Here is a 24,423-nt window from a genome sequence, read left to right as displayed (position 1 = left end):
ATGAGCAAAATCCTTCTCCCAACTTCTACCGCTGGCAGTTTACCCAAACCGGCTTGGCTTGCTGAGCCTGAAAAACTTTGGTCTGAATGGAAATTCAGTGGCAGTGAATTACTACAAGCAAAAAGAGATGCCCTTTTAGTTTCACTTGCTGAGCAAACAGCAGCTGGCATTGATATTGTGAGTGATGGTGAACAGACTCGCCAGCATTTTGTAACAACCTTCATTGAACATTTAGACGGCGTAGATTTTAACAAGCGTGAAACCGTCCGCATTCGTAACCGTTACGATGCCAGCGTGCCAACCGTGGTAGGAGCAGTTTCTCGCCCTAAATCCATATTTGTTGAAGATGCAAAATTCCTTCGAGCCCATACTGACAAACCCATTAAATGGGCATTGCCGGGTCCAATGACGATGATAGACACCTTATACGATGCTCACTACAAAAGCCGTGAAAAGCTAGCGTGGGAATTTGCCAAAATTTTAAATGAAGAAGCAAAAGAGTTAGAAGCGGTAGGCGTAGATATTATTCAGTTTGATGAACCTGCGTTTAACGTATTCTTTGACGAATTAAACGATTGGGGGGTTGCTGCTCTTGAACGAGCTATCGAAGGCTTAAAATGCGAAACTGCGGTGCATATCTGCTACGGCTACGGCATTAAAGCAAATACGGATTGGAAACAAACGCTCGGTTCAGAATGGCGACAATACGAAGAGAGCTTCCCGAAATTACAACAATCTAAAATTGATATTGTCTCTCTTGAATGCCAGAATTCCAAAGTACCAATGGATTTAATTGAACTTATTCGTGGTAAAAAGGTAATGGTGGGAGCCATTGATGTCGCAACCAATACCATTGAAACACCTGAGCAAGTAGCAGATACATTGCGTAAAGCATTGCAATTTGTCGATGCCGATAAGCTCTACCCTTGCACTAACTGTGGTATGGCACCACTTTCTCGTGAAGTTGCTCGTGGCAAACTCAATGCACTTAGTCAAGGTGCGGCGATAATTAGAGCAGAATTGGCGGGTTAGAAAAGCAAAACTTACTATCTTACAAGCGGTCATTTTTGGTAAAAAATTTACAAAATATGACCGCTTGTTGCTTTCTGCTTTTATAGGAGTATGATTATTTAAATTAATACTATCTATTAGATTAAAAAATACGTAAAATATCGGCAAATCAACTTACGCAAACGTTTACTTAAGCTTTATAGGAGTCCAACAATGTTAAAACGTGATATGAATATCGCAGATTATGATGCTGTTTTATGGCAGGCTATCCAAGATGAAGATCGTCGCCAAGAAGAGCATATTGAGTTAATTGCCTCAGAAAACTACGCAAGCCCACGTGTAATGCAAGCTCAAGGTTCACAATTAACCAATAAATATGCAGAGGGCTACCCTAATAAACGCTACTATGGCGGCTGTGAATATGTAGATATTATTGAGCAATTAGCGATTGATCGTGCTAAAGAATTATTTGGTGCCGATTATGCTAACGTTCAACCACACTCTGGCTCACAAGCAAATGCTGCGGTGTATATGGCGTTGTTAAATCCGGGCGATACCATTTTAGGTATGAGTTTGGCTCACGGCGGACACTTAACACACGGTGCTTCAGTTAGTTTTTCCGGCAAAATCTATAAAGCGGAGCAATATGGTATTACCGCAGAAGGCTTAATTGATTACGATGCATTGCGTAAGCAAGCTCAAGAAGTCAAGCCAAAAATGATTGTGGCTGGTTTTTCCGCTTATTCTCAAGTGATTGATTGGGCTAAAATGCGTGAAATTGCTGATGAAGTAGGAGCTTACTTATTTGTGGATATGGCACACGTTGCAGGTTTAATCGCAGCTGGAGTTTACCCAAATCCACTTCCACACGCACACGTTGTTACAACCACAACACATAAAACATTAGCCGGTCCTCGTGGTGGTTTAATTTTATCTGCTTGTGGCGATGAAGAAATCTATAAAAAACTACAATCTGCGGTATTCCCGGCAGGTCAAGGTGGTCCGTTAATGCACGTTATTGCAGCAAAAGCGGTTTGTTTTAAAGAAGCATTAGAGCCTGAATTTAAAGCCTACCAACAACAAGTAGTAAAAAATGCAAAAGCAATGGTGGAAGTATTTAAACAACGTGGCTTTGAGGTAGTTTCTAACGGAACGGAAAACCACTTATTCCTAGTAAGTTTTGTAAAACAAGGCTTAACGGGTAAAGCAGCAGATGCGGCTTTGGGTGCAGCAAACATCACGGTAAATAAAAACTCAGTACCAAACGATCCACAAAAACCATTTGTAACATCAGGTATCCGTGTGGGAACACCATCTGTTACCCGTCGTGGTTTTAAAGAAGATGATGTAGCAACATTAGCCGGCTGGATGTGTGATGTGTTAGAAAGTATCGGTAAAGACAACCACGAGCAAGTGATTGCAGAGACGAAAGCGAAAGTATTAGAGATCTGCAAACGTTTACCTGTTTATGCTTAGTATGCTGTAATTTATATTTAAAAAAGCAAATTATGATCTGCACCTCAAAAGTTGGACTAAACAACCAACTGATTAAGGTGCAGATTTTATCTTCAACATATTCACAAATATTATTTGTTCGTATTCAAATGAAATTAAAAGGACTAAGCCCTTAGAATATCGGGCTTAGTCCTTGAATTAAACCAATCTAACCATTATTGGGAACTGATTAAATTAAGAGCCTTAACGATTGACTTTAAGAATTTGCTGCGTGCTTTTCTGCCGTTGCTTTTAACAATTCTTGTAATTCACCTTTTTGGAACATTTCTAACACGATATCACAACCGCCGATTAACTCGCCTTCTACCCATAATTGTGGGAAAGTTGGCCAGTTTGCGAATTTTGGTAATTCAGCACGAATGTCTGGATTAGCTAAAATATCCACATAACCGAATGGCACTTGGCAGTTGATGACTGCTTCCACCGCACGAGCTGAGAAACCGCAAGATGGGAATTTTGGTGAACCTTTCATATAAAGTAGAATTGGATTTTCGCTAATTTGTTGTTTGATTTTGTCGATAGTTTCCATTTTTTAACCTCAATAAAATAGAATTTTAAAATTAAAATAGTTGAGTAATTATATCAGAATTAAGCCTATACCGAAATAGTTTAAAAGGTAATATCACGTCGCCCGGCAAATGAATGGGAAAGCGTCGTACCATCTACCATTTCAAGCGAACCGCCAACAGGCACTCCGTGTGCAATTCTAGTTGCTTTTACGTTGTACATCTTACACATTTCGGCGATATAGTTTGCCGTCGCATCGCCCTCAATGGTTGGATTAGTGGCTAAAATCACTTCGTGGAATGATTCATTTTCCAAACGCTGTTGGAGTAAATCCAGCCCAATTTCACGTGGACCAATACCATCAATCGGCGACAAATGCCCCATTAGCACAAAATAACGCCCCGAAAACTGCCCGGTTTGCTCAATAGCTTGAATATCTTCCGGCATTTCAACCACACAAAGCTGTCCGCTCATTTGACGGCGAGGATTTTTGCAAATTGTGCATTCCTCTTCTTCGGTAAAGGTACGGCAAGATTGGCAATGCCCGATATGGCTCATTGCTTCGCTTAATGCCTTAGCCAATGCCACACCGCCCGAACGATTACGTTGCAGCAGATGATATGCCATTCGCTGTGCCGATTTTGGACCAACGCCTGGCAACGCTCGTAAGGCTTCCATTAAATTTTCAAGTAAAGGACTGGTTTGCATACTCAATTAGAATGGGAATTTCATACCCGGTGGTAATTGCATACCTGCTGTTACACTCGCCATTTTTTCTTTTTGCATTTCTTCTGCACGGCGAACGGCATCGTTAAACGCTGCTGCAACTAAGTCTTCCACCATCTCTTTATCATCTTCCATTAATGATGGGTCGATCTCAATACGGCGGCAGTTGTGTGCCCCGTTAATGGTTATTTTCACCAAACCTGCTCCAGATTCGCCTGTTACTTCTAATTGTGCGATCTCTTCTTGCATTTTTTGCATACGCTCTTGCATTTGCTGAGCCTGTTTCATTAAGCCGCCTAAGCCACCTAAACCGCCTTTTCCAAACATAATTTTTCCTCTAAATTTAGCGATAAAATAAGCGGTTCATTTTACTGAACGCTTGTCTAATCTGCAAGCGGTTAATTTTTCCCAAAATTTTGCAAATTTGGTAAAATACCACTCATTTTTAACCGCTTGTATTCTCACTTTATGGCTTTAACCCGTTTACTGATTAATCATTTCCGCAATATCCAAAGTGCCGATTTAACATTTAGCCCCCATTTTAACTTTTTAGTCGGCTCAAACGGCAGCGGTAAAACCAGCCTGTTGGAAGCCATTTTTTATCTCGGGCACGGGCGTTCCTTTAAAAGCCATATCAGCAACCGCATCATCAATTATGATAGTGATGATTTTGTCTTACACGGCAAAATTGACGAAGCCCAACATTCGTGGTCGGTTGGCATTCAGAAATCTCGAAGTGGCGACACTACTCTGAAAATCAACGGCGAAGATGGCAATAAAATTGCTGATCTCGCTCAGTTACTCCCAATGCAAGTGATTACGCCTGAGGGCTTAACACTGCTAAACGGCGGTCCGAGCTATCGCCGAGCCTTTTTGGATTGGGGCTTGTTCCACCAACATTCTGATTTCTACACCCATTGGACTAACCTACGCCGTTTATTAAAACAGCGAAATTCTGCCTTGCAACAAGTGCGTTCTTACCAAGAGCTAAAAGCGTGGGATATTGAACTGGTGAAAACCACCTATGCAGTAAGCCAAATGCGAGCGGAATATGCCGAAGCTCTCCGCCCTGAAATTGAGAAAACCTGTCAATTTTTCTTGCCGGAATTAGAAATCGGCTTAAGTTTTCATCAAGGTTGGGAAAAGGGAGCGGATTATGCCGAAATTCTGGTACAAGGCTTTGAGCGTGATAAAGCGATTGGTTACACAATGATTGGGGCACAAAAAGCGGATTTCCGTTTTAAAGCGAACGGCTTGCCGGTAGAAGATGTGCTTTCCCGCGGGCAACTCAAATTACTGATGTGTGCGTTACGCTTAGCACAAGGGGAACATTTAGTCGCCCAAAAACAACGCCAATGCCTGTTTTTGATTGACGATTTCGCCTCAGAGCTTGACCCAACCAAACGTGAACTTTTAGCCCACCGTTTAAGAGAAAACGGCTCGCAAGTGTTTGTTACGGCAATTACCCAAGATCAACTTAATCAAATGCAGTGGCAAGATAGGGCGGATGATCGCTTGTTTGAAGTGAAAAACGGTGATATTCAGCCACTTGCAAGCGGTTAATTTATGGCAAAAATTTGCAAAAAATATTTTTAAAAAATTTTTCTCATCTATTTGGTTTTCTCCCTATCGCATTTTTAAAATAAATTGTAATGTCGAAAGACGCTATTTTATTTTTAAAAATGCCTCACAAATTATTAGGATTAGATAAAGAAAACTCAAAATTAAACATAAAATCGATTAAAAATATTAATGAAGAAACCGCTCGCAATTTCTTTCAATATTTACGTTGGGAGAGTTTAAGCGAGCAAATTTGCCCCCATTGTCAAAAAAAGCATCAAGCCTATTATATAAAAACACGCAAACAGTGGCGTTGCAAATACTGCAAACATACCTTTAGTTTAAGTTCCGGCACGATATTCCATTCTCGAAAATTATCTTTTGTTGATATTTATCATTTATTACTATACTTTAATAACCGAAGATGTGCTATTTCTATTTATCAACTAAGTATCGATCTTGGCATTTGTTATAAAACCGCCTTTATGAATGTAAAGAAAATCCAATATACTTTTTTAAAAGAACAAGAAAGCATTTTATTACAAGGTGAAGTGCATATTGATGGAAAATATAAAACCAAATCCATTAGAAAATGCAATTCTCAGCAAGCCAATGCAATAAATAAAGATAAAAACAAACTTGATAAGCAGAAAAACAAATTTTCGATTATTAATGCCACCTGTAAATACAAAGATGAAAAACAACCGAATAAATGGGTAAAAAAGAGCATTGTTTATATTGCTAAAACAGAAGATAAAGAAACGGTATTAAAAATATTAAATCAGGTGGATAAAAATAGCAAAATTCATACTGATTCCGCCCCTGTTTACTCGATTATTAAACAGCAAGGCTTTAACCATCAAAAAGTTAATCACGCCAAAGAATTTTGCACCCCAAATGGGGTAAGTAATAACCTTGCGGAAAATTTTAATAGTTTGCTTGTTCATAATTTAAATATCGTCAAACATATTAGCCAGAAATATATTTTCTTATTTAGCTTAGAAACCGCTTATCGAAGAAACCATAATCAAGATAGCCTTATTCAAAAACTAATACATTTATCTACACTTTGTTTTAATCACCCACCGATTAAGCTTATCTAGCAGCCTTCCAAACTGAAGGCGGTATGCAGAGCAGCTTAGTAGGCTAAAACCCTATCAAAACCACCCCTAACGCTTGCGTTCAGGGGTGTTTGTGCTGGCTATTGGTTGGATTTTGTTAAAATTATTGATTATTTTTTGAATGGATATTGACGAAAAAAAAACGATTTAGAATAAGAACTCCAATTTTCACTTAGATTATAAAGGAAACATTATGAGTTCAGAAAACCAACAAAACCCATCACAAGAAAATGAAAAAATAAAAGAAAAGCTAATAAACATAATAAATATTTGCTTATTAGCAGTAGTAGCAGTAGTTTTAGCTTTTATTATAGTATTTTCTATAGTCTATTTTGTAGCACCTCCTAAAGACATATCTCAATATAAAGAATTACTTATTGTTATCATTCCCCTAGCATTCCTATTTTTATTCACAACTTGTCTTGCCAAAAGATTAAAAACAACCTTTTTTGAGAATATAAAAAAGAAAATGTCAATATCAAGCAATTTTATTTTCAATATGCTAATAATATCCTGCTTAGCTACTGCTTGTAGTTTAAATACATTAGTTACAACAAGCAGTGAAATAATAAATGAAACAGACACTCAAAAAAGACATCAAGAGCTAAAAGATGAAATCAGAAAAATAAAAACGCAATGCAATATTGATAATACAATAAAAGAGACGGAATATAATATCAAAAACAAAGAAAAAGAAAGTCAAACTCAAGACAGCAATATTATCACACAACCGATAGAGGAAACCCAAACTCAAAACAATGATGTTATCACCCCAAAAACACAACAAAGTAAAGATATTAATGAAAAAACAAACACTCTTCAAAAAGAGTGTGAATGTAACAATTCCAAAAACATACAAGAAAAAGATGAAAGTATAAACACTTGTAATGAAAAAAATAATAAAAATGAAGATTCCTCCCACGAGATTCTAGAAATTTTCGCAAAATTTCTAATTATTTTTGGGACTGCATTCTTTGCATTTTTATCAGCCTATTTCTTTGTGCAAAAAGACAAGATTGAGGATTATCTTGACACTATTGATGAGCAAAATAGTTAATACCGTCCATATTCCCTAAATGCACAAAACTTTTTTATTAAAATAAAGATTACCCATTAAAAATGGAGCCTACTATGAAAAAACTTATTACGATTGCACTACTTGCATTAGCCACAACCACCACCGCACACGCTAAAATTGGCGATACGTTTATCGACCCTGAATTTGGGAAGATTACGGTGAAAGCACCTGCATTTCCTGACGATGGCAAAACCAAATATGAAATCGTCAATGGTGAGCGAAAAGCGATTAAGACACCAGCATGGAATTTTGTTATGAAATCAGCTCGTACTTACACTCTTGTTGATATTGCACTAAATAAATTCTTAAAACAAGAGAATAAATCTGAAAGCGATATTATTAAGATGACGAAAGTCTTTATTGAGAGTTTACAAACTTTAAAGCCAATGCGTAAAACCATTTATTTGGACGGCTATAACCCTGAAATGCTTTTCCAATATGGTGCTAAAATTAAAAACATTCAGCGAGCGTTTAAATACCAATTTTGGGATTACCTTTTAAAAATCGAAGGTACACCTGAATTTGACCAATTAAGAAATGAAATTAACTTTTCAACACAAATTCTTAAAAATCTCAAATTATATGAAGAAAACTAAAAAAATAGAGGGGGAACCCCTCTATTTTATACTCCAACTTCAAAATTTCTATTTTCAATTTGAGCCTCTTTCGTTTGCTCATTTGCATTTCCTAATGCGACCGCTTCGTGTTCTTTTGCGACAAGCTTATCTAATTGAGGATATTCTTCTTTAATTTCCCCTAACGGTTTCCCTTGTTTAGATAATTCATCTAGGGCGAACTGTTTTTCTTCCTCGCTAACAGGCTCTTTATTTTTCATTTTCTGTAAAATAACCCCCAAAGAATAAGCAGGCGTTAATTGATTAACTTCTTCCTTTTTATAAACATTATTGTATGCCCCATAAGCAGAATAACGCATAATTTCATCTTCGGTCATACGATTTATAAAACGCTCGGCTTCTTCTCGATTCATTTTTAGATGAGGGTCATTAACATAAGCGGAAATTAATGTTTTTTTCATCGCATCAATATGTTTACCCAACATATCCATTAACTCAGCATTGTCTTTATTTTCTAATTTATAGCTCACCAATGCTCTTAACTTCGCATATTGTTCATTGATACCGTTAAATTTTGCCTCATTTCCCTCTTCTTCATTTACAATAGTAAATTTTGTATTAATATTGGTGAAATCTTTTAAGAAGTCGTCAATTGAGTTAATATCTGTTTTATTTTCCGAAGTTAAATTTTTCAACCCCACTTTCAACATCGCTTCGGTAAAATCCAACATAACTTGTCCGCCATCTTTGGATTTTAATGAAATCACCCCCATATCGGAGCCAAAGCTACTGATTTTAATTTGATACCCTTTAAGGTTTTCGTCATCTTTTTGTTTTGCAAGAATATGATTTGTTACCCCCACGGTGATTTCAGTATAAATTAAATTATTAAGCTGACCTTTTAAATGGGCTGGGACTTCATCTTCTTTATAGGTGGCGATTTTCGCTTGCAACTCTTTGCGTTTTTGGATTGTTTCATTAATATTTGCTTCGGCAATATAAGCATCAAAATAAAAAACTTGACTTTTTATATCTTGAATCTTTATTTTGCCACTTTCGATATTTTTATACAATTCCAACAAATCTTCTTCTGAAAGCTCACTTTTCCCTATCTTACGAGCAAACTCTCTAATCATATTCGCTTGAAGTGGGGTCAATTTATCGCCATTCTCTTTTAAATAAGATTTAAACTCTAATGCACTTTTAATTTGCACAAGCAATAATTCTTTGAATTTTTGTTCTTCACTTAAACTATTATTTTGTAAAATTTGCTGGCTATTTACTAAATAATCAACACCTGCTTTGGCAAGTTTTTCTACATTTGGCAAAGGGGGATTAGAATTTTTAGCCATTTCAAAGAGTTCTTTAGCCGCGATAAGCTTTTCTTCTGTTGGCTTAACTTCATTCCAAATTTTCGCAAACTCAGGACGTTGAGAAACAAAAGCGTCCATTTTTCTCTCAATTTCTTTATATTCTTGCGATTGGAAAAACGCTTCCGCTCTATCAAAACGCTGTTGTAATACCGCCATCGCGGCTAAATGAGATTGAATATTGTATTGCTGTCTTTCAATATTACGCTGAATACGACTATCCTCTTCACGAGTATTTTGAACCTGTACTGTTTTCTCAATATAGTCAAGGTTTCGCATAAAACGCACACTCTCACGCAAAAGCTCTTGTTTTTCTTGTTGCTCTTGCAAAGCGGCTTCTAAAATAATTTTATTGTTCGCCTCTGTCGCAAACTGTTTAAATTGCTCGACTTTATCTTTAATTAAAGCGGTAAAACTCACACCCCCTTTCACTTGCTCCATATAATCAATGATTAATGCAAGCTGTTCTTTGGTGGCGTTTTCAATGTCTGCTTTGGTTAGGTTGCTGAGGTAGGTTTTGATATTATTCATTGCTTTATTCTTGAAAAATCACTTTGTTTTATTTTAAATAAAAAACAGAGAAAACAAGTTCAAGCAAGGAATAACGGCTTTGTGCATTTGGTCAAGAGGGGCGGAATTTGATGAATTAAAATTTTCTCGTTTAAATACCCACTCACAAACTGCTTTAAAATAGAAGCAATCAATATGTTTGTAAAAATACCCTCAATAACTAACGTCTTGAATCATTCGCCTGTTGCAGCAAAATGCGGCTTTCTTTTAGGAATTGTTCGGAATAGTCGCCAAACCAATGGTGTACTTCATCAAAAGCTTGGATAAAGCCGGCTTTATCGTTACGTTTGAAGAAATCCAAACCTTGTTCAAAGCTCTCTTTGAGTGATTCAATAATGTCTATATTTTCCGGTTTATCAGCAATAATATCTGCGTATAGGCTACCGTCTTGAGCAAATAAACGCCCGATCATCGCTAATTCTAATCTGTAAATTGGGGAAGATAACGCCAATAATTGCGACAATTGTATAGGCTGACGGGAAAGGTGTAGCCCGAATACAAAAGTTGAAAAGTGGCGTAACGCTTGAATATAAGTCATTGCGTGGTCGTGTTCTGCTGCTTCAATCTGTTCGATTTTCGCCCCCCAAATTTTCATTTGTTCAATCAACCATTCATAACGCTCAGGGTAACGCCCATTACAGCAGGCAATAACTTGTTTTGCTTGACTCGCAATATCCGGTCCGAACATTGGGTGCAAGCCAACTACCGCTCCATTATGCACTTCCAGCATTTTTTGCAGTGGCTGATATTTAACAGAAGTTAAATCTGCTAAAATCATATTTTCGGTTAAATAAGGCTTTAAACGCTCAATGGTATCTAAAGTGTTGGCAATTGGTACACAAACAATCACTAAATCAGCGTTGGCTAAAATAGTTGCGGCATTGCCCCAATCATTTCGTCCTAAGGCTTCAACGTTATAACCGGATAAGGTTAAATAATTGCCGAATAATCCACCTAATTTCCCTTTACCGCCTACAATTACAATTTTTTGGATAGCAGAATTCACTCTTTTGAAACCGTGCTTGTTTTCATTGGCGTAAGATTCACGCATTACACGGCGTAGCACATCTTCAATTAGATCGGCAGGAACACCTTGCTTTTCCGCCTCTTCTCGGCGGGCGGAAATCATTGCGGTTTCTCGCTCAGGGGCATACACAGGAATGCCGTGTTCTGATTTTACTTTTCCCACTTCTGCCACAAGGGCTAGGCGTTGGGAAAGTAATGCTATAAGTTGTTGATCAACTTGGTCAATTTGTTCACGTAACGGAGCTAATGGGTTCATAATTCTTACCAATATAAAAACAAGCGGTCGTTTTTATCTCATTTTTTGCAAATGATTAATCACGCAATTTTGTTGCAAAATTCGTTAAGAGATCTTCTGTAGTTTGCCAGTCAATGCAAGCATCGGTAATGGAAACACCGTATTTCATCTCACTAAACGGCAATTCTGATGATTGATTACCTGCGTGCAAATTACTTTCAATCATTAAACCGATAATCGAGGTATTGCCTGCAAGTAGTTGCTCCAATACATTTTCTGCCACAATCGGTTGGCGGCGGTAGTCTTTATTTGAATTACCGTGACTACAATCGATCATAATCGCCGTAGGTAAGTTTGCTTGTTTTAGCACCCACTCACAATCATCAACGTATTGCTTTTCATAATTTGGCGTTTTGCCGCCACGTAAAATAATGTGTCCATCGGCATTACCTTTAGTTTTGAGTAGAGTTACCTGCCCTTTTTGGTTGATGCCGATAAAACGATGACTTTGAGCAGAAGATTGCATTGCATTGAGAGCAACGGCTAAACCACCGTCTGTACCGTTTTTAAAGCCAACCGCCATTGATAAACCTGAGGCTAATTCACGGTGAGTTTGGGATTCTGTGGTTCTTGCACCAATTGCAGACCAGCTGAATAAATCCGCTAAATATTGCGGTGTCATAGGATCTAAAGCTTCTGTTGCAAGCGGTAAACCGAGTTCTGCTAAATCAAGGCAGAGTTTACGCCCAATACGCAGCCCTGTTTCAACATCAAAAGAGCCGTCTATTTTAGGGTCGTTAATTAAGCCTTTCCAACCTACTGTTGTGCGAGGTTTTTCAAAATAAACACGCATTACGATGTAGAGCTTATCGCTTACTTGGTCTGAAAGTGCCTTAAGTTTTTTGCCATATTCAATGGCGGCGATTGGATCGTGAATAGAACAAGGTCCGATCACAATTAATTGGCGTTTATCACGTTTGTGGATAATATCCGAGATCTCTTTGCGTGAACGTTCAATTTGCTCGCGTAAGTGTTCAGGCAATGGGAACTCTTGTTTTAGTTCTTGTGGGGTAAGTAAAACTTTTTCATCTTGAATATTCACATTATGCACGCTATCTTGATTAAATACAGTGTTCATTTTTATTTCCTTATGTAAACTTTAAATTACAAATACTTTACAGCTTTATTTTTAAAGTTTCAACTATTTTTTGCTTAACCGCATCAACACTGATTTTCTCCATCCAATTATTACCTTTGGCTTTAGTCGCCCAAGCCATTTCTTGCCAAGATTTACCGTAGGATTGCAAAATCGCTTCATCATACACAGACACCACTTTATCTAAATCTTGATAAGGTCCTGTTCGTCTTGGGTTATGAATAGCATATAAACCGATAACAGGTGTATTTTGAGTAGTAGCAATATGAGCTGGACCTGAATCTGAAGAAATCACTAAATCAACCTGACGGATAATGCCTGCAAGTTGTTTTAATGACGTTTTGCCCGCAATATTTGTACTTTCCGGTGCAAGTTGCTGAATGTTAGCTGCTGCTTCCATTTCATATTGCGAAGGAGAACCTGCAATTAATACATTAATATTTTGCTTACTTAACCAGTGAGCAATTTCTGCGTATCTTTCCGGCAGCCAATCTTTCTCTTTTTTACTTGAACAAGGGGCAATTAGTATGTTTTTCCTTGTAAAATCAATGAATTGCTTACTATAAGCTAAATCTTCATCATTCACAGGTAAATGCCATTTTGCCGATAGATCCGTTACCCCAATCGCTTTCGCAAACATCATTTGACCATCAAGAACGTGAGGGGAATTTGTTATTTCTACTTTCTGATTAGTAAATAACCATTGCATTTCTCTTGCTCTATCTTTATTAAAGCCGATTTTTTTATCAGCTTTAATCCCAAGCGAAAGCATTGATGCCCGAAATGCAGTTTGCAAATTAAGTAAAAAATCAAACCGCTTGTGAGAAAGTTTTCTCCATATTGTAAACATTTCTTTCCACCCTAATTTTTTATCAAAAGGAATTAATTGCACATTAGGGATATCTTTCATTAAAGCGGCTTCGGTTTTACCGATAATCCAAGTAATTTCAGCGGAAGGATAATGCCGCTGAATAGCTTGCACAACGGCTAAAGTATGGCATACATCACCAATAGCGGAGAGGCGTAAAATACAAATTGAGAGAGGTTTATTTGACATCATAATTTACTGGATTAAACATTGAGTAAGCTTATATTAAGATATAAAAAAAGCCACATAAAGTGTTTTATGTGGCTTTTGGTGCTACTCGGTTAGATTATTCAACTCTTAAAATACGGCAAGTGTTTGTGCCGCCTGCTTTTAATTCATCACCGTGTGTCAAAAGCACTAATTCGCCGGTTAATAAATAACCTTGCTCTTTTAATAACGAGATTGCTTTTTTCGCTCCGTCCATTGTACGGCTGTCTTCATTGTAATATACAGGGGTTACACCACGATATAATGCACAAAGATTTAATGCTTTTTGATTGCGAGACATTGCATAAATTGGTAAGCCTGAGCTGATACGGCTAGTTAATTTTGCTGTTTCACCGGAGTGAGTTAATGAAATAATTGCAGATACGCCTTCTAAATGGTTTGCTGTGTACATTGCAGACATTGCAACGGCTTCTTCAATTGATTTAAATGTGCCTTCCATACGGTGGCGAGAGATGTTGATGCTTGGCATTGTTTCTGCACCTAAGCATACATCAGCCATTGATTTTACTGTTTCAACCGGATAATCGCCGTTTGCTGTTTCGCCTGAAAGCATTACCGCATCCGTACCATCTAATACTGCGTTAGCAACGTCCATTACTTCAGCACGGGTAGGCATTGGTTTTTTGATCATCGACTCCATCATTTGTGTTGCGGTAATCACTACACGGTTTAATTTACGTGCACGACGGATTAAACGCTTTTGTACACCAACTAATGCTGCATCACCAATTTCAACCCCTAAATCACCACGAGCCACCATCACAACGTCTGCACCTAAAATGATGTCGTCCATTGCTTCTTCGGTTGCAACAGTTTCTGCACGTTCAACTTTTGCCACGATTTTTGCATCTAAACCTGCTTCTTTCGCTAATTGGCGAGCATATTCTAAATCCGCACTTGATTGTGGGAATGAAACCGCTAAGTAATCTACACCGATTTTCGCGGCTAATTTAATATCTTCTTTATCTTTTTCAGTTAGTGCAGGAGCTGATAAACCACCGCCTAATTTATTAATCCCTTTATTATTTGATAAAGGACCACCAACGGTTACTTCAGTATGAACACGCATACCTTCAACTTCTAACACTTTAAGTTGTACATTACCATCATCTAATAACAGAATATCGCCCGGTACTACATCGTTTGGTAGATTTTTATAGTCTAAACCTACTGCATATTGATGACCTTCGCCACGCGGTAAATCTGCATCTAAGGTAAATTTGTCGCCAATGTTTAAGAAAATTTTGCCATCTTTAAAAGTCGAAACACGAATTTTAGGACCTTGTAAATCGCCTAAAATAGCCACGTGGCGACCTAATCTTGAGGCAATTTCACGCACTTTATTCGCACGCTCGATATGATCTTCAGGAATACCGTGAGAGAAGTTCATACGAACCATATTCGCACCTGCCGCAATAATTTTTTCTAATGTATTGCCACGATCCGTTGCTGGTCCCATTGTACAAACGATCTTGGTTCTTCTGAGTTTTCTAGACATTATTTGACTCCGTAATAAATTTAAAAAATATAAGTTAAAATCTTTCTAAGCACTTGATTATGCGTTAAACGAGGGTCATTATACGCCTAAATGACAAGAGTTTAAATACAAGTTAAGGAGAATGTTATGAATATTTGGATTATGCGACACGGAGAAGCAGGTTTTAATGCCCCAAACGATGCCGCTCGTAGTTTAACCGACAATGGTATAAAAAACGTTATCTCACAAGGCAAATGGCTTGGAGAATATTTAAACAACAAGCAAATTAAACTAGACAAAATTCTGGTTAGCCCTTACCTCCGTGCTAAACAAACCCTTGAAAATCTCATTACAGGTATGCAAGCGGTCAATTTTTCACAAAATTTTGCAAATCTTACTGAAGAATGGGAAGAAATTACGCCTGATGGTAATCCTTATGTGGTTGAAGACTATCTCCATTTTCTAAGAGAAGAAGGGGCAAAAAATATTCTACTGATTTCTCATTTACCTCTGGTGTTCGATTTAAGCCAACGTTTAACGAATAATCAAGGTAATGTACAATTTCCAACTTCCACCATTACTGAAATTCATTGGGTTGGAAACAACGGCGAAGTTGCCGAAATAAAACACGTTTAGTCCTATTTTTTATATTGTCAATAAAAATATTTTCACTATTTTTGCAAATTGTCTAATTTATAGACTTCCAAAATGATTAAAAAGTGCGTATTATACGCCCCCTAAATCAGTAAAACTGATAACTAAATGATTAATAAAGAAGTACGGTATTTGCCGTACTTTTTATTTGGATATCCCTCTGGTTAAAATTACTTCAAATTTGTTAATAAAAGGTTAAAAATGCAAATAGGACAATATGAAATTAAAAACCGTATTTTCCTTGCACCGATGGCAGGTATTACCGACCAGCCGTTTCGCCGATTATGTAGCCAACTTGGTGCAGGTTTGACGTTTTCAGAAATGATGTCCACAAATCCTGATGTATGGCATACCGAAAAATCGAGATTGCGTTTAGCTCATCACGAAGAAATCGGCATTAATGCTGTACAAATTGCAGGTTCAGATCCAATAGAGATGGCAGAAGCCGCAAAAGTGAATGTTGAGTATGGTGCCGATATTATTGATATTAATATGGGTTGCCCCGCTAAAAAGGTAAACAAAAAAATGGCAGGCTCTGCTCTGCTGCGTGAACCTGAATTAGTCGCTCAAATATTAGATGCTGTGGTTAATGCCGTTGATGTGCCTGTTACGCTAAAAATTAGAACAGGCTGGGATCTTGAAAATAGAAATTGTCTGACAATAGCCAAAATTGCAGAACAAGCCGGCATTAAAGCCCTTACTATTCACGGACGCACTCGCAGTTGTTTATTCAATGGCGAGGCGGAATATGAAAGCATCAAAGCCGTTAAACAAGCTGTATCAATCCCCATTATTGCTAATGGCGATATTATTTCGGCTGAAAAAGCGAAATCTGTTTTAGATTACACCAATGCTGATGCAGTAATGATTGGGCGAGGAAGTTTTGGTAATCCTTGGCTATTTAAGGAAATCAACGATTTTTTTGAAACCGGGCAATATTCCACATTACCCGAAAATGAAAAATATCAACTGATGTTTAAGCATATTGAAGACTTACACCACTTTTATGGGGAAGAAAAAGGCTATCGAATTGCTCGTAAACACGTTGGTTGGTATGTGGAACAGTTACAACCGGAATCAAATTTTAAACGCACTTTTAATACGTTAAGCTCAACCAAAGAGCAATTAAACGCATTAGAAGATTTTGTTAAATCGATTCGTTAGAATCTTAATAATAAAGTTGGATAGAAAAAAATGTTAGAACAACAACCTACACAAAACCCATTAACAGTAACAATGTTAAATGCACAAGCACAACAGGTTAATAAACCTCTTCGTGATAACGTTAAAGCAGCATTAAAAAACTATTTATCTCAATTAAATGGTGAAGATCCAACAGAATTATACGAATTAGTATTATCTGAAATCGAACACCCGATGTTAGATATGGTGATGCAATACACTCGTGGTAACCAAACCCGTGCAGCAACAATGTTAGGTATCAACCGTGGTACATTACGCAAAAAATTAAAAAAATACGGTATGGGTTAATCTGAACTACCATAAAAAACGATTTAATTCGTATATTAATTAGGCAAAATAAAAACGCTGAACATACCATTCAGCGTTTTTTCTATTTTATTTAAGTGCCTAGAACTTCATTTCAAATGCTAAACTGAAATTTCGTCCGGGAGCAGCAAATCGGGTATAATTGCTACCTTGGTCTTGATTGACTGCATTCACACTAGATTGACGTACAGACTCCCAAGTGGAATATTTACGATTAGTTACGTTATAAATACCACCACGTAAAGTATAGTTTTTATAGTTGAGATAGCCCGTAATATCATGCGTATACCAAGAATTGGTGAGCTTACCGCCCAAATCAACACGATGTATACCGTGGTGTCGTGTTCCTGAAACCTCCTCTGCTTTTTTAGCTCTAGAGTAAGTAGTTGTAATTCCAATTCCCCATTTTTCTTCGGGATGATCATAGCCAAACCCAAACACATAGCGAGCAGGTTGAATCGCATCTAATATCGGATCATTTACACTGGTCAATCTTTGGTCGGTGAGTTTCCGATCTTTTACTTTGACACGGTTATACGCTACCGAAGAATAAAATCCATCAGGAATTAGTGAGAGAATACCGTGTAGATCGAATTTAGCGATTAAATTCACTCCATTTAAAACCACATCTTGAATATTATGGTAGTTATAGAAACATTCGGATTTCTTATGTGTGAGTTTTTTACAAGCCGTTGCGATCATATTCCGATAATTATTTCGGAAATAGCTCACATCAATATAACCAAATTGCCCTTTAAAACTTACCCCCATTTCATGATTCATTGATTTTTCCGGCTCTAAGCGGTGGTTGCGTTGCTCATTTTGCACATATTCATTATCAATCAAGCCAATATGAGTTCGTTTACCATAAAGTTCGTAGAAAGCCGGTACTCTAAATCCATTGGAAATACGGTATGAAAGTGCGATAAAATCGCTTGGTTTGAGCGTAATACCACCATTCCAAGACCAATTTCGATAAGTTCGACTAAGTGTCCATAGATCATCAGATTTAAATCGATGTTGATCAAAACGTACCCCTAAGCCAAGATCAACATACTCGCTAGTTATTAAATCACGGAAGCTGACAAAACGGCTGTCTCCTTTAATTTTACGAGGTTCGCAGTTTAAAATACCACCCTGTTTATTATCACATAATGATACAGTTTCAATACTACGTGGAAGGCGTCGATAGATATAAGGATCATCTAATCGTCCTCTGCCGCGAATATTAATATAGCCGCCTTTGGTGTATTGGGCATACATATCACCGTGGTTCATTAGAGAATTAAAACGATCAAAGCCAAGGCTAAAATTCATCTTATGAGTCTGTTTAAATATTCCTTGCCCAGCAGTAAATGCTTTATCAAATTCTAAGCGGATCAAGCGGTGTTTTTCTTGATAATTATTGCGTTCAGTTTGATACATAGACCAAGCTTTATCCAAGCTAGGGCGGCAATTTTTATCAACGTTCGGATAATCGCTACAATGCAAGCGGTGCATACGGCTATATAACTCAATATTTTGTTTATCAGCAATGAGTTTAAAACTATCCAGCCAACGATTATTTTCCGGCTTATATTGATAATTGAAACCTAAACGACGTTTATGATGATGTTCATCAAAGAATTTTACACGGCTATAACGCAGCCCATAAGGGATACTTCTATCAAATACTAAGCCATCTAAAATATTATTACCTTCATAAACAGGGTTCTTACTCCATAGATTATCTAGCTTGATATTAACATCATCTTTTGTGTAGTAAGCCGGCGTTTGCATATCACGTATATCATAACGCTGCTTCGTATCTTCTAAAACCGCACCAAGATAATGAGAAGAGTTAAAATGATAACCTAACTTCACGAAAACAGAATTGCTCTTATAATCCAAAGGATTTGGGGCAATACGCTCTTTACCTGTATATTCTTTAGCAGATAACTGCTCTGTACGATAAGGAATTTGCTCAATCTGTTTACGTTCTTCGGAAGTATATTCCGGTACTTTTCTAAGCGGGAAATTATCACGATTCAATTTAACGGTTGCTCGTGGGGTGCAATCCAATGTTGGACAAGCATCCTCTACGATAAAAAATGATCCTCCAGGAGCATTTTGTGCAGATCCGGGGTAAAGATCATAGCGATTTTCAAAACCGGTGATACGTTGAATATTATGATGTAGTTTATTGGCTTCAGAGTGAACTTTAGTCTCTTTACCGTTACGATGGGTCGCAATTACAAGGGCTTCAAATCCGTTGGCTTCTCCCGCAGCGGCAATAGATTGTAAAAAATGGCTATTTTTGCTGGTATAAGCGGTCTTAGTATCTAATCCCCACTGTTGCCCATCTTTAATTACATCCTGAGCATCTTTACTGCGGAAACTAATTGCTCCACCGAGAGCACCAGAGCCATATTCAGCAGAGCTTGCCCCTTTGCTTAATTCAATTGAGCGAATATTCTCATATTCGATTTCATTTATCGCCCCACCATTAGCACTTGAGCCGAGAGTATTATAATGCTGTGCTTGTGGTAGACCATCAACTAACATAGCAACTCGGTTTTTATCTACTCCTCGAATAGCATAACCACTACTAGCCCCTCTACCTTGTTCAACAACCGAAATCCCGGGATCATAGCGAGTTAGATCACGAATCCCAAGAATTTGATTTTTACTCATCTCACTATAATTTTTAACAACTTTTCCTAAGCCGGTTACCTCGTTTTGACGTTCGTGAGCGTAACGACTTTCTGTTACAATAACTTCGTCTAAAACAGCCACATCACTATTTTCTGTCATTTTTTCATTTTCAGTCGCCGCACTATATGAATGGGAAAGTGCAAACAACACCGCTGACGCAATGGTTGAATAGCGAAAATGATGATATTTCATTATCATTAAGTAGGATCTCCTTTATTTAATTTTGCAAATTTTTATAAAAAATAACCCGCTTGCTTAAGTGAAACGAGCGAAGAAATTATGATTATTTTTCTATTTGACGTTTACCGCCAAACATAATACTGACTTTATCTTTATCCGTTTCTGCACTATGTACAATACCACCTAATTCAGTTGCTTTAGGACCATAAAAACCTCCTTCAAATTGGGTATTGATATGTACTACCGTGCCACCATTGGTACTTTTCGGATCAAGATTAAAACCAGAATCACTCGTTTTGGCAGTCCCTGCAAAACCATTAGCCTTCACTTCACCTTCAAGTGTTAGCATTGGACGTTCTTCAACGCCATCATTAGCAATCAATTTGCCATTGATTTTTTTATTGGCAAAATCTACATCAAAGAGTGAGCGAGTACCACTTTCACTATTACTTGGTGACTCAGCTCCTACCGGACCGGATTTGCTATGAATTATCCCATTCCAAGTTCCGCGATATTGCACCATTCCGCTTGGTAAATCCATCACAGCTGTACGTTCACCCACCAAATATTGATGAGCACTATCATTATCGTTTTCTACATTGTAAGTCCCAAATTTGACATAGTCTAAATTATTACAACAAACTGAAATTCGATACGTTTTACCATTTATAGTACGGGTAACCACATCATCAAATTTCATTTCGGAAAAGCTATTTTTACCTTCTGCGATAAGAGGAATTTGCTGATTATTAATAATCAAATGTGTCGCATTCCCGAAAGTATCCATTTCAGTTTTACTCAAGTCTTTCAAGTTAATTTTGAGAGCATCAAAGGTGCTTTCGCTATCATTTTCTTTTGCATCTCGTTTGCCTGCAAAAACAACAAATATTGACTTATCATCCGCTAAGAATTTACCGGCGAGTTCTTGAGCCTCTCCGCCAAAAAATCCCCCTTCAAGCGTAGTAGAACTTTTACCAAAATAAGGATCATCGGGATTTTTTGCATTTGCTTTACCTGCAAAGCGATTGCCTTTAATTTTTGCATCTATGTAGTACATTGGTGTAATTTCTTGCTCTGTAGTACGACTAACATAACCATTACTTACCAATGTTCCAGTTAAAGTTTTATTAGTAAAATCGGCAGTAAATTCGCCCGTATGTCCCATTGGTTTCGTAGAGTCATCAACATTAACATCGTGCCTATTTTCCGGCGTAGCGCCAATGTTTATACCTGCTGCTGAATTATTAAAATACTTGTTATCTTTCCCTTTTCTTGCATCAGTAGTAAAATCCCAATATCCATTATAAGTAGCTTTTTGGGCTGGCATTGCTTTTGCAGGCTCAGTACCTAAATAGTAAACATACCCATGTGCACCTATTCTAAAAATATCTTTAGCCTCCCTTTCAGGTTTTGCCCCAGAGTGCAATACATAACCAGAACGGACAAAATTAAAATCTCTAGTATGTAGTTTGTGATTACCATCATGAGTATGGCTAAATCCGTCATCACTACTACCGTACGCTTTTACCTCTTCTTCATACGGAATTTTGGTTATATCTCCAGTAATCTCCGTTATATCACCAATAGGAGCGACTTCTTCTCCCCCTTTCGCAAAAGGTTGTAAATTACGACGCGGAATTTTGGCTGAAAAACCAAATCCCGGTTTCAATAGGGCTTCCGCTTCAGTACTATTTACTGTACGTCTTGCATTGCTATTATCATCTTGTAAACTTGGTTTTTGAGGTACATTTGGCGTATGAGATTCAGCTTTGGATGATTGAACATCAAAGCTTCCACCATTTGCTGAGCAAGCAGTAAGTAGTGCCGCATTAAGCAGTACAAAACCGCTTTTAAGTTTAAACATAGCGTCTCCTTTAAAAATAAAATAAAAACAAATAAAATAATAATCATTATCATTTTATTTGTTATATAAACTAATGTAAAGACTTGGACTTATTTTGTAGTACTTTAATGCTTTTTAGTTAAGTAGGTGAGGCTGGAGATAAGGCTAACGCTTTGAGTACAAATAATTGATTTTTAGCAGCTGACAAACCGCTATAGTTGTATTAAGCGATTTGAAGTCAAAAGTCGATGAGTTGCTGTTTGAAAGATGGATTGTATTTGGTCATAAAAACCTGCCCCTTAATCAGTTGGTTGTTTAGTCCAACTTTAGGGCAGATTATTACCCAGCTTTTTTATGCTCTACAAGCGGTTAATTTTCCGTAAAAATTTGCAAGAAATTTATCCGTTCTATTGTTTTTATGCAAAACGTGTTATTTGCTTGTATCCTCATCAACTTGCAACAGCGGAAACCCACCTAAATCTTTAAGGCGATTCACCATTGCACAAAATAACTCTGTAGTTTTTTCGGTGTCATATAATGCACAGTGGGCTTGGTGTCCGTCAAAGTTAATTTGGGCAGCTTGGCAGGCTTTAACTAACACGGTTTGCCCATACATAAAACCAGCAAGTGTTGCGGTATCAAACATTGCAAAAGGGTGGAATGGATCACGTTTAGCGTTAATCCGCTTGATTGCTGCTTGTAAAAAACTCTGATCGAATGTGGCATTATGAGCCACAATAATCGCACGCTGGCAACCTTGTTCTTTCATCGCCCTACGCACCATTTTAAACATTTCAGGGATCGCAATATTCTCTGCCACCGCACCACGCAGGGGGTTATCAATATCAATGCCGTTAAATTTAAGAGATTCGGGGTTGATATTTGCCCCTTCAAACGGTTTGATATGAAAATGGCATTTTTGATCTTCAACTAAATAGCCGTTTTCGTCCATTTTCACAGTAATTGCCGCCAGTTCTAATAACGCATCGGTTTGAGCATTTAGCCCTGCCGTTTCAACATCAATCACAACAGGCAAATAGCCACGAAAGCGATTTTTTAATAGATTATAATCGGTTGGTGGTGTAGTCGATTGAGTGGTAGATTCAGTTATATTTTCCATTTTTATTTCAACTTAAAAATACAAGCGGTCTGATTTGCAAAATTTTTTACAAATCCGACCGCTTGTGAATAGATAAAAGGAATTAGTTTCCTAATGCGGCTTGTGCGTTTTTGTTTTCAATAAATTCGATTTTGTAACCATCCGGATCTTCCGCAAAGGCAATAACCGTTGTGCCACCTAATACAGGACCCGGCTCACGGGTAATTTTACCACCTGCCGCACGCACATCTTCAATCGTTTGATAAATATCATCAACACCTAATGCAATATGACCATAAGCAGTACCTAGCTCGTAGCTATCCACACCCCAGTTGTAAGTCAGCTCAATAACTGCACTTTCGCTTTCGTCAGCATAGCCTAAGAAGGCTAAAGAGTACTTGTATTGCTCGTTCTCACTTCTGCGTAACAAACGCATACCTAACACTTCGGTATAGAATTTGATTGAACGCTCTAAATCTCCAACGCGTAACATTGTGTGTAAAATTCGCATATTTTCTTTCCCCCTTGAAGTTAAAAAATCTTGCGTATTATGGCATAATTTGAGCTTAAAATCATTTTCTTTCAATTTTTTAGGATTATTTATGGCTCACGATCACGACAGCCCATCAAAACTTGAAATTGCCACACACGCAGCCCTGCCGATGGTGTTAATGCTATTTATTGAAATGGCACTTAATTTTTACGCCTCTCCGGATAATGCTATTTTCATCTCCCCTTATTTATTGGCGTTTTTTGTTACCTCTTTCATCGCCATTTTAGTATTATGGAAAGGTGAGATTTGTCGTGGACAAACCAGCCGCTTAACCTTTATTCTGCCTTTTTTACTGATTTTTGCGGTTGGAAATTTTATTTATTCGATTGCTTTCACACCTAAATATAACCCAATGGCAATTGCCAGTTTTGCTGCCATTTTATCTTGCTTGATCTATTTTCGTTTGCCGGAAGATGAAATGCTCTACAACACTTTGATATATTGTGGCTTTGGTATTGTGGCAATTGGCATTATCCAATATTTGGCGATTTATTGGATTGAGCTACCTTCACTATTTAACGGCATTCGTGCCAATAATTTTGCTCAAGTGCTGCTTGGTATTTTACTCGCCGGCTGGTATTTAATGTTGGCAAAAAGCCGTTTAGAGGTTTTCTTGAAATTATTGGTAAAATCCGCCTTGATTGTCTTGATACTTAACTACTGCTGGTCAGCATTTGTGTTATATCAACATTTGCAAATTATGCCGGAAATGCCATTGCTCTCATTCATTCTTTATTTCGCTGCACAATTTGTGATTTTACTGATGCTGGCGTGGTTACTACTTGGAAAAAATATCAAAAATCCGACCGCTTGGAGTGTCGCTACAACCCTTGCGATCTTATATCCATTCGCCAATGTAGCCTGATTT

At 37.6% G+C, this 24,423-nt stretch carries 22 protein-coding genes; 10 read left to right on the top strand and 12 right to left on the bottom strand.

Translation table 11 applies throughout. From position 1 onward, the window contains the following. Both V6W77_RS01450 and glyA read left to right on the top strand, forming a co-directional pair. Positions 1 to 1,032 carry a methionine synthase gene (locus V6W77_RS01450; protein WP_334235863.1) on the top strand — a complete coding sequence of 344 codons (1,032 nt, stop codon included), beginning with the start codon at positions 1 to 3 and terminating at the stop codon, positions 1,030 to 1,032. Positions 1,033 to 1,224: 192 nt separating this feature from the next. Further along, positions 1,225 to 2,487 (top strand): serine hydroxymethyltransferase, encoded by a 1,263-nt coding sequence (gene glyA, locus V6W77_RS01445; protein WP_334253567.1) that lies wholly within the window; start codon positions 1,225 to 1,227, stop codon positions 2,485 to 2,487. Positions 2,488 to 2,722: 235 nt separating this feature from the next. Here glyA and grxD read toward each other — a convergent pair whose 3' ends face one another. The 3 genes from grxD to V6W77_RS01430 all read right to left on the bottom strand — a co-directional run bounded on the left by grxD (position 2,723) and on the right by V6W77_RS01430 (position 4,086). Then, entirely contained in the window at positions 2,723 to 3,055 is a 333-nt protein-coding gene (gene grxD, locus V6W77_RS01440; RefSeq protein WP_025236487.1) for a Grx4 family monothiol glutaredoxin, read from the bottom strand. A gap of 80 nt (positions 3,056 to 3,135) precedes the next feature. Then, a complete protein-coding gene (recR, locus tag V6W77_RS01435; RefSeq protein ID WP_025236488.1) occupies positions 3,136 to 3,741 on the bottom strand; it encodes a recombination mediator RecR in 606 nt (201 codons plus the stop codon). Between the two features lie 6 nt (positions 3,742 to 3,747). Next, the gene (locus V6W77_RS01430) at positions 3,748 to 4,086 is read right to left on the bottom strand and encodes a YbaB/EbfC family nucleoid-associated protein (RefSeq protein WP_025236489.1); all 339 of its coding nucleotides are present in this window, start codon (positions 4,084 to 4,086) and stop codon (positions 3,748 to 3,750) included. 141 nt (positions 4,087 to 4,227) lie between these two features. On the opposite strand from V6W77_RS01430, the gene recF reads away from it, so the two are divergent. The 4 genes from recF to V6W77_RS01410 all read left to right on the top strand — a co-directional run bounded on the left by recF (position 4,228) and on the right by V6W77_RS01410 (position 8,114). Beyond that, positions 4,228 to 5,322, top strand: a complete 1,095-nt coding sequence (gene recF / locus V6W77_RS01425; RefSeq protein WP_334253566.1) for a DNA replication/repair protein RecF — start codon at positions 4,228 to 4,230, stop codon at positions 5,320 to 5,322. Between the two features lie 89 nt (positions 5,323 to 5,411). Beyond that, the gene (locus V6W77_RS01420; protein ID WP_334253565.1) at positions 5,412 to 6,422 is read left to right on the top strand and encodes an IS1595 family transposase; all 1,011 of its coding nucleotides are present in this window, start codon (positions 5,412 to 5,414) and stop codon (positions 6,420 to 6,422) included. A 211-nt stretch (positions 6,423 to 6,633) separates the two neighbouring features. Continuing rightward, entirely contained in the window at positions 6,634 to 7,497 is an 864-nt protein-coding gene (locus V6W77_RS01415) for a hypothetical protein (protein ID WP_334253564.1), read from the top strand. A gap of 74 nt (positions 7,498 to 7,571) precedes the next feature. Then, positions 7,572 to 8,114 carry a hypothetical protein gene (locus V6W77_RS01410; RefSeq protein WP_334253563.1) on the top strand — a complete coding sequence of 181 codons (543 nt, stop codon included), beginning with the start codon at positions 7,572 to 7,574 and terminating at the stop codon, positions 8,112 to 8,114. Positions 8,115 to 8,140: 26 nt separating this feature from the next. Here the strand turns inward: V6W77_RS01410 and V6W77_RS01405 are convergent, their stop codons facing one another. The 5 genes from V6W77_RS01405 to pyk all read right to left on the bottom strand — a co-directional run bounded on the left by V6W77_RS01405 (position 8,141) and on the right by pyk (position 15,044). Next, complete coding sequence (locus V6W77_RS01405) at positions 8,141 to 9,994, bottom strand: hypothetical protein (protein WP_334253562.1); 1,854 nt, start codon at positions 9,992 to 9,994, stop codon at positions 8,141 to 8,143. 199 nt (positions 9,995 to 10,193) lie between these two features. Next, positions 10,194 to 11,315, bottom strand: a complete 1,122-nt coding sequence (gene tyrA / locus V6W77_RS01400) for a bifunctional chorismate mutase/prephenate dehydrogenase (protein ID WP_334253561.1) — start codon at positions 11,313 to 11,315, stop codon at positions 10,194 to 10,196. A gap of 55 nt (positions 11,316 to 11,370) precedes the next feature. Continuing rightward, entirely contained in the window at positions 11,371 to 12,432 is a 1,062-nt protein-coding gene (locus V6W77_RS01395) for a 3-deoxy-7-phosphoheptulonate synthase (protein ID WP_334253560.1), read from the bottom strand. A gap of 37 nt (positions 12,433 to 12,469) precedes the next feature. Beyond that, positions 12,470 to 13,507 carry a glycosyltransferase family 9 protein gene (locus V6W77_RS01390; RefSeq protein ID WP_334253559.1) on the bottom strand — a complete coding sequence of 346 codons (1,038 nt, stop codon included), beginning with the start codon at positions 13,505 to 13,507 and terminating at the stop codon, positions 12,470 to 12,472. Positions 13,508 to 13,604: 97 nt separating this feature from the next. Next, a complete protein-coding gene (gene pyk / locus V6W77_RS01385; RefSeq protein ID WP_334253558.1) occupies positions 13,605 to 15,044 on the bottom strand; it encodes a pyruvate kinase in 1,440 nt (479 codons plus the stop codon). 126 nt (positions 15,045 to 15,170) lie between these two features. On the opposite strand from pyk, the gene sixA reads away from it, so the two are divergent. The 3 genes from sixA (at position 15,171) to fis (ending at position 17,168) form a co-directional block, all read left to right on the top strand. Further along, positions 15,171 to 15,659, top strand: coding sequence for a phosphohistidine phosphatase SixA (sixA, locus tag V6W77_RS01380; protein WP_334253557.1), 489 nt, complete (start codon positions 15,171 to 15,173; stop codon positions 15,657 to 15,659). Positions 15,660 to 15,878: 219 nt separating this feature from the next. After that, positions 15,879 to 16,841, top strand: a complete 963-nt coding sequence (gene dusB / locus V6W77_RS01375; RefSeq protein ID WP_025236500.1) for a tRNA dihydrouridine synthase DusB — start codon at positions 15,879 to 15,881, stop codon at positions 16,839 to 16,841. A 30-nt stretch (positions 16,842 to 16,871) separates the two neighbouring features. Beyond that, on the top strand, positions 16,872 to 17,168 hold the full coding sequence (fis, locus tag V6W77_RS01370) for a DNA-binding transcriptional regulator Fis (protein ID WP_006247967.1): 297 nt from the start codon (positions 16,872 to 16,874) through the stop codon (positions 17,166 to 17,168). Between the two features lie 99 nt (positions 17,169 to 17,267). Here fis and V6W77_RS01365 read toward each other — a convergent pair whose 3' ends face one another. From V6W77_RS01365 to gloA, 4 genes are all read right to left on the bottom strand, one after another. Beyond that, entirely contained in the window at positions 17,268 to 20,072 is a 2,805-nt protein-coding gene (locus tag V6W77_RS01365) for a lactoferrin/transferrin family TonB-dependent receptor (RefSeq protein ID WP_334253607.1), read from the bottom strand. A 91-nt stretch (positions 20,073 to 20,163) separates the two neighbouring features. Then, entirely contained in the window at positions 20,164 to 21,924 is a 1,761-nt protein-coding gene (locus tag V6W77_RS01360; RefSeq protein WP_334253556.1) for a transferrin-binding protein-like solute binding protein, read from the bottom strand. 409 nt (positions 21,925 to 22,333) lie between these two features. Beyond that, entirely contained in the window at positions 22,334 to 23,023 is a 690-nt protein-coding gene (gene rnt / locus V6W77_RS01355; RefSeq protein ID WP_334253555.1) for a ribonuclease T, read from the bottom strand. An 82-nt stretch (positions 23,024 to 23,105) separates the two neighbouring features. Continuing rightward, positions 23,106 to 23,513 carry a lactoylglutathione lyase gene (gene gloA / locus V6W77_RS01350; protein ID WP_025236505.1) on the bottom strand — a complete coding sequence of 136 codons (408 nt, stop codon included), beginning with the start codon at positions 23,511 to 23,513 and terminating at the stop codon, positions 23,106 to 23,108. 91 nt (positions 23,514 to 23,604) lie between these two features. Between gloA and V6W77_RS01345 the strand changes: the two genes are divergently transcribed. Beyond that, positions 23,605 to 24,420 carry a hypothetical protein gene (locus V6W77_RS01345; protein WP_334253554.1) on the top strand — a complete coding sequence of 272 codons (816 nt, stop codon included), beginning with the start codon at positions 23,605 to 23,607 and terminating at the stop codon, positions 24,418 to 24,420. Positions 24,421 to 24,423 lie beyond the last annotated feature (3 nt).

The organism is Mannheimia indoligenes (assembly GCF_036880405.1).
Taxonomy (GTDB): domain Bacteria; phylum Pseudomonadota; class Gammaproteobacteria; order Enterobacterales; family Pasteurellaceae; genus Mannheimia; species Mannheimia indoligenes.
Note: the sequence above shows the minus strand (reverse complement) of the source record. Positions and strands in the feature narration are given on the sequence as shown.

Bases quoted from the DNA above. Each gene is read 5' to 3' on its own strand.
- V6W77_RS01405 (WP_334253562.1), bottom strand. From the start codon at position 9,994: ATGAATAATATCAAAACCTACCTCAGCAACCTAACCAAAGCAGACATT.
- V6W77_RS01345 (WP_334253554.1), top strand. From the start codon at position 23,605: ATGGCTCACGATCACGACAGCCCATCAAAACTTGAAATTGCCACACAC.
- V6W77_RS01390 (WP_334253559.1), bottom strand. From the start codon at position 13,507: ATGTCAAATAAACCTCTCTCAATTTGTATTTTACGCCTCTCCGCTATT.
- V6W77_RS01420 (WP_334253565.1), top strand. From the start codon at position 5,412: ATGTCGAAAGACGCTATTTTATTTTTAAAAATGCCTCACAAATTATTA.
- grxD (WP_025236487.1), bottom strand. From the start codon at position 3,055: ATGGAAACTATCGACAAAATCAAACAACAAATTAGCGAAAATCCAATT.
- V6W77_RS01365 (WP_334253607.1), bottom strand. From the start codon at position 20,072: ATGAAATATCATCATTTTCGCTATTCAACCATTGCGTCAGCGGTGTTG.
- fis (WP_006247967.1), top strand. From the start codon at position 16,872: ATGTTAGAACAACAACCTACACAAAACCCATTAACAGTAACAATGTTA.
- dusB (WP_025236500.1), top strand. From the start codon at position 15,879: ATGCAAATAGGACAATATGAAATTAAAAACCGTATTTTCCTTGCACCG.
- rnt (WP_334253555.1), bottom strand. From the start codon at position 23,023: ATGGAAAATATAACTGAATCTACCACTCAATCGACTACACCACCAACC.
- V6W77_RS01430 (WP_025236489.1), bottom strand. From the start codon at position 4,086: ATGTTTGGAAAAGGCGGTTTAGGTGGCTTAGGCGGCTTAATGAAACAG.
- recR (WP_025236488.1), bottom strand. From the start codon at position 3,741: ATGCAAACCAGTCCTTTACTTGAAAATTTAATGGAAGCCTTACGAGCG.
- sixA (WP_334253557.1), top strand. From the start codon at position 15,171: ATGAATATTTGGATTATGCGACACGGAGAAGCAGGTTTTAATGCCCCA.
- V6W77_RS01410 (WP_334253563.1), top strand. From the start codon at position 7,572: ATGAAAAAACTTATTACGATTGCACTACTTGCATTAGCCACAACCACC.
- V6W77_RS01395 (WP_334253560.1), bottom strand. From the start codon at position 12,432: ATGAACACTGTATTTAATCAAGATAGCGTGCATAATGTGAATATTCAA.
- pyk (WP_334253558.1), bottom strand. From the start codon at position 15,044: ATGTCTAGAAAACTCAGAAGAACCAAGATCGTTTGTACAATGGGACCA.
- V6W77_RS01360 (WP_334253556.1), bottom strand. From the start codon at position 21,924: ATGTTTAAACTTAAAAGCGGTTTTGTACTGCTTAATGCGGCACTACTT.
- V6W77_RS01415 (WP_334253564.1), top strand. From the start codon at position 6,634: ATGAGTTCAGAAAACCAACAAAACCCATCACAAGAAAATGAAAAAATA.
- V6W77_RS01450 (WP_334235863.1), top strand. From the start codon at position 1: ATGAGCAAAATCCTTCTCCCAACTTCTACCGCTGGCAGTTTACCCAAA.
- tyrA (WP_334253561.1), bottom strand. From the start codon at position 11,315: ATGAACCCATTAGCTCCGTTACGTGAACAAATTGACCAAGTTGATCAA.
- recF (WP_334253566.1), top strand. From the start codon at position 4,228: ATGGCTTTAACCCGTTTACTGATTAATCATTTCCGCAATATCCAAAGT.
- glyA (WP_334253567.1), top strand. From the start codon at position 1,225: ATGTTAAAACGTGATATGAATATCGCAGATTATGATGCTGTTTTATGG.
- gloA (WP_025236505.1), bottom strand. From the start codon at position 23,513: ATGCGAATTTTACACACAATGTTACGCGTTGGAGATTTAGAGCGTTCA.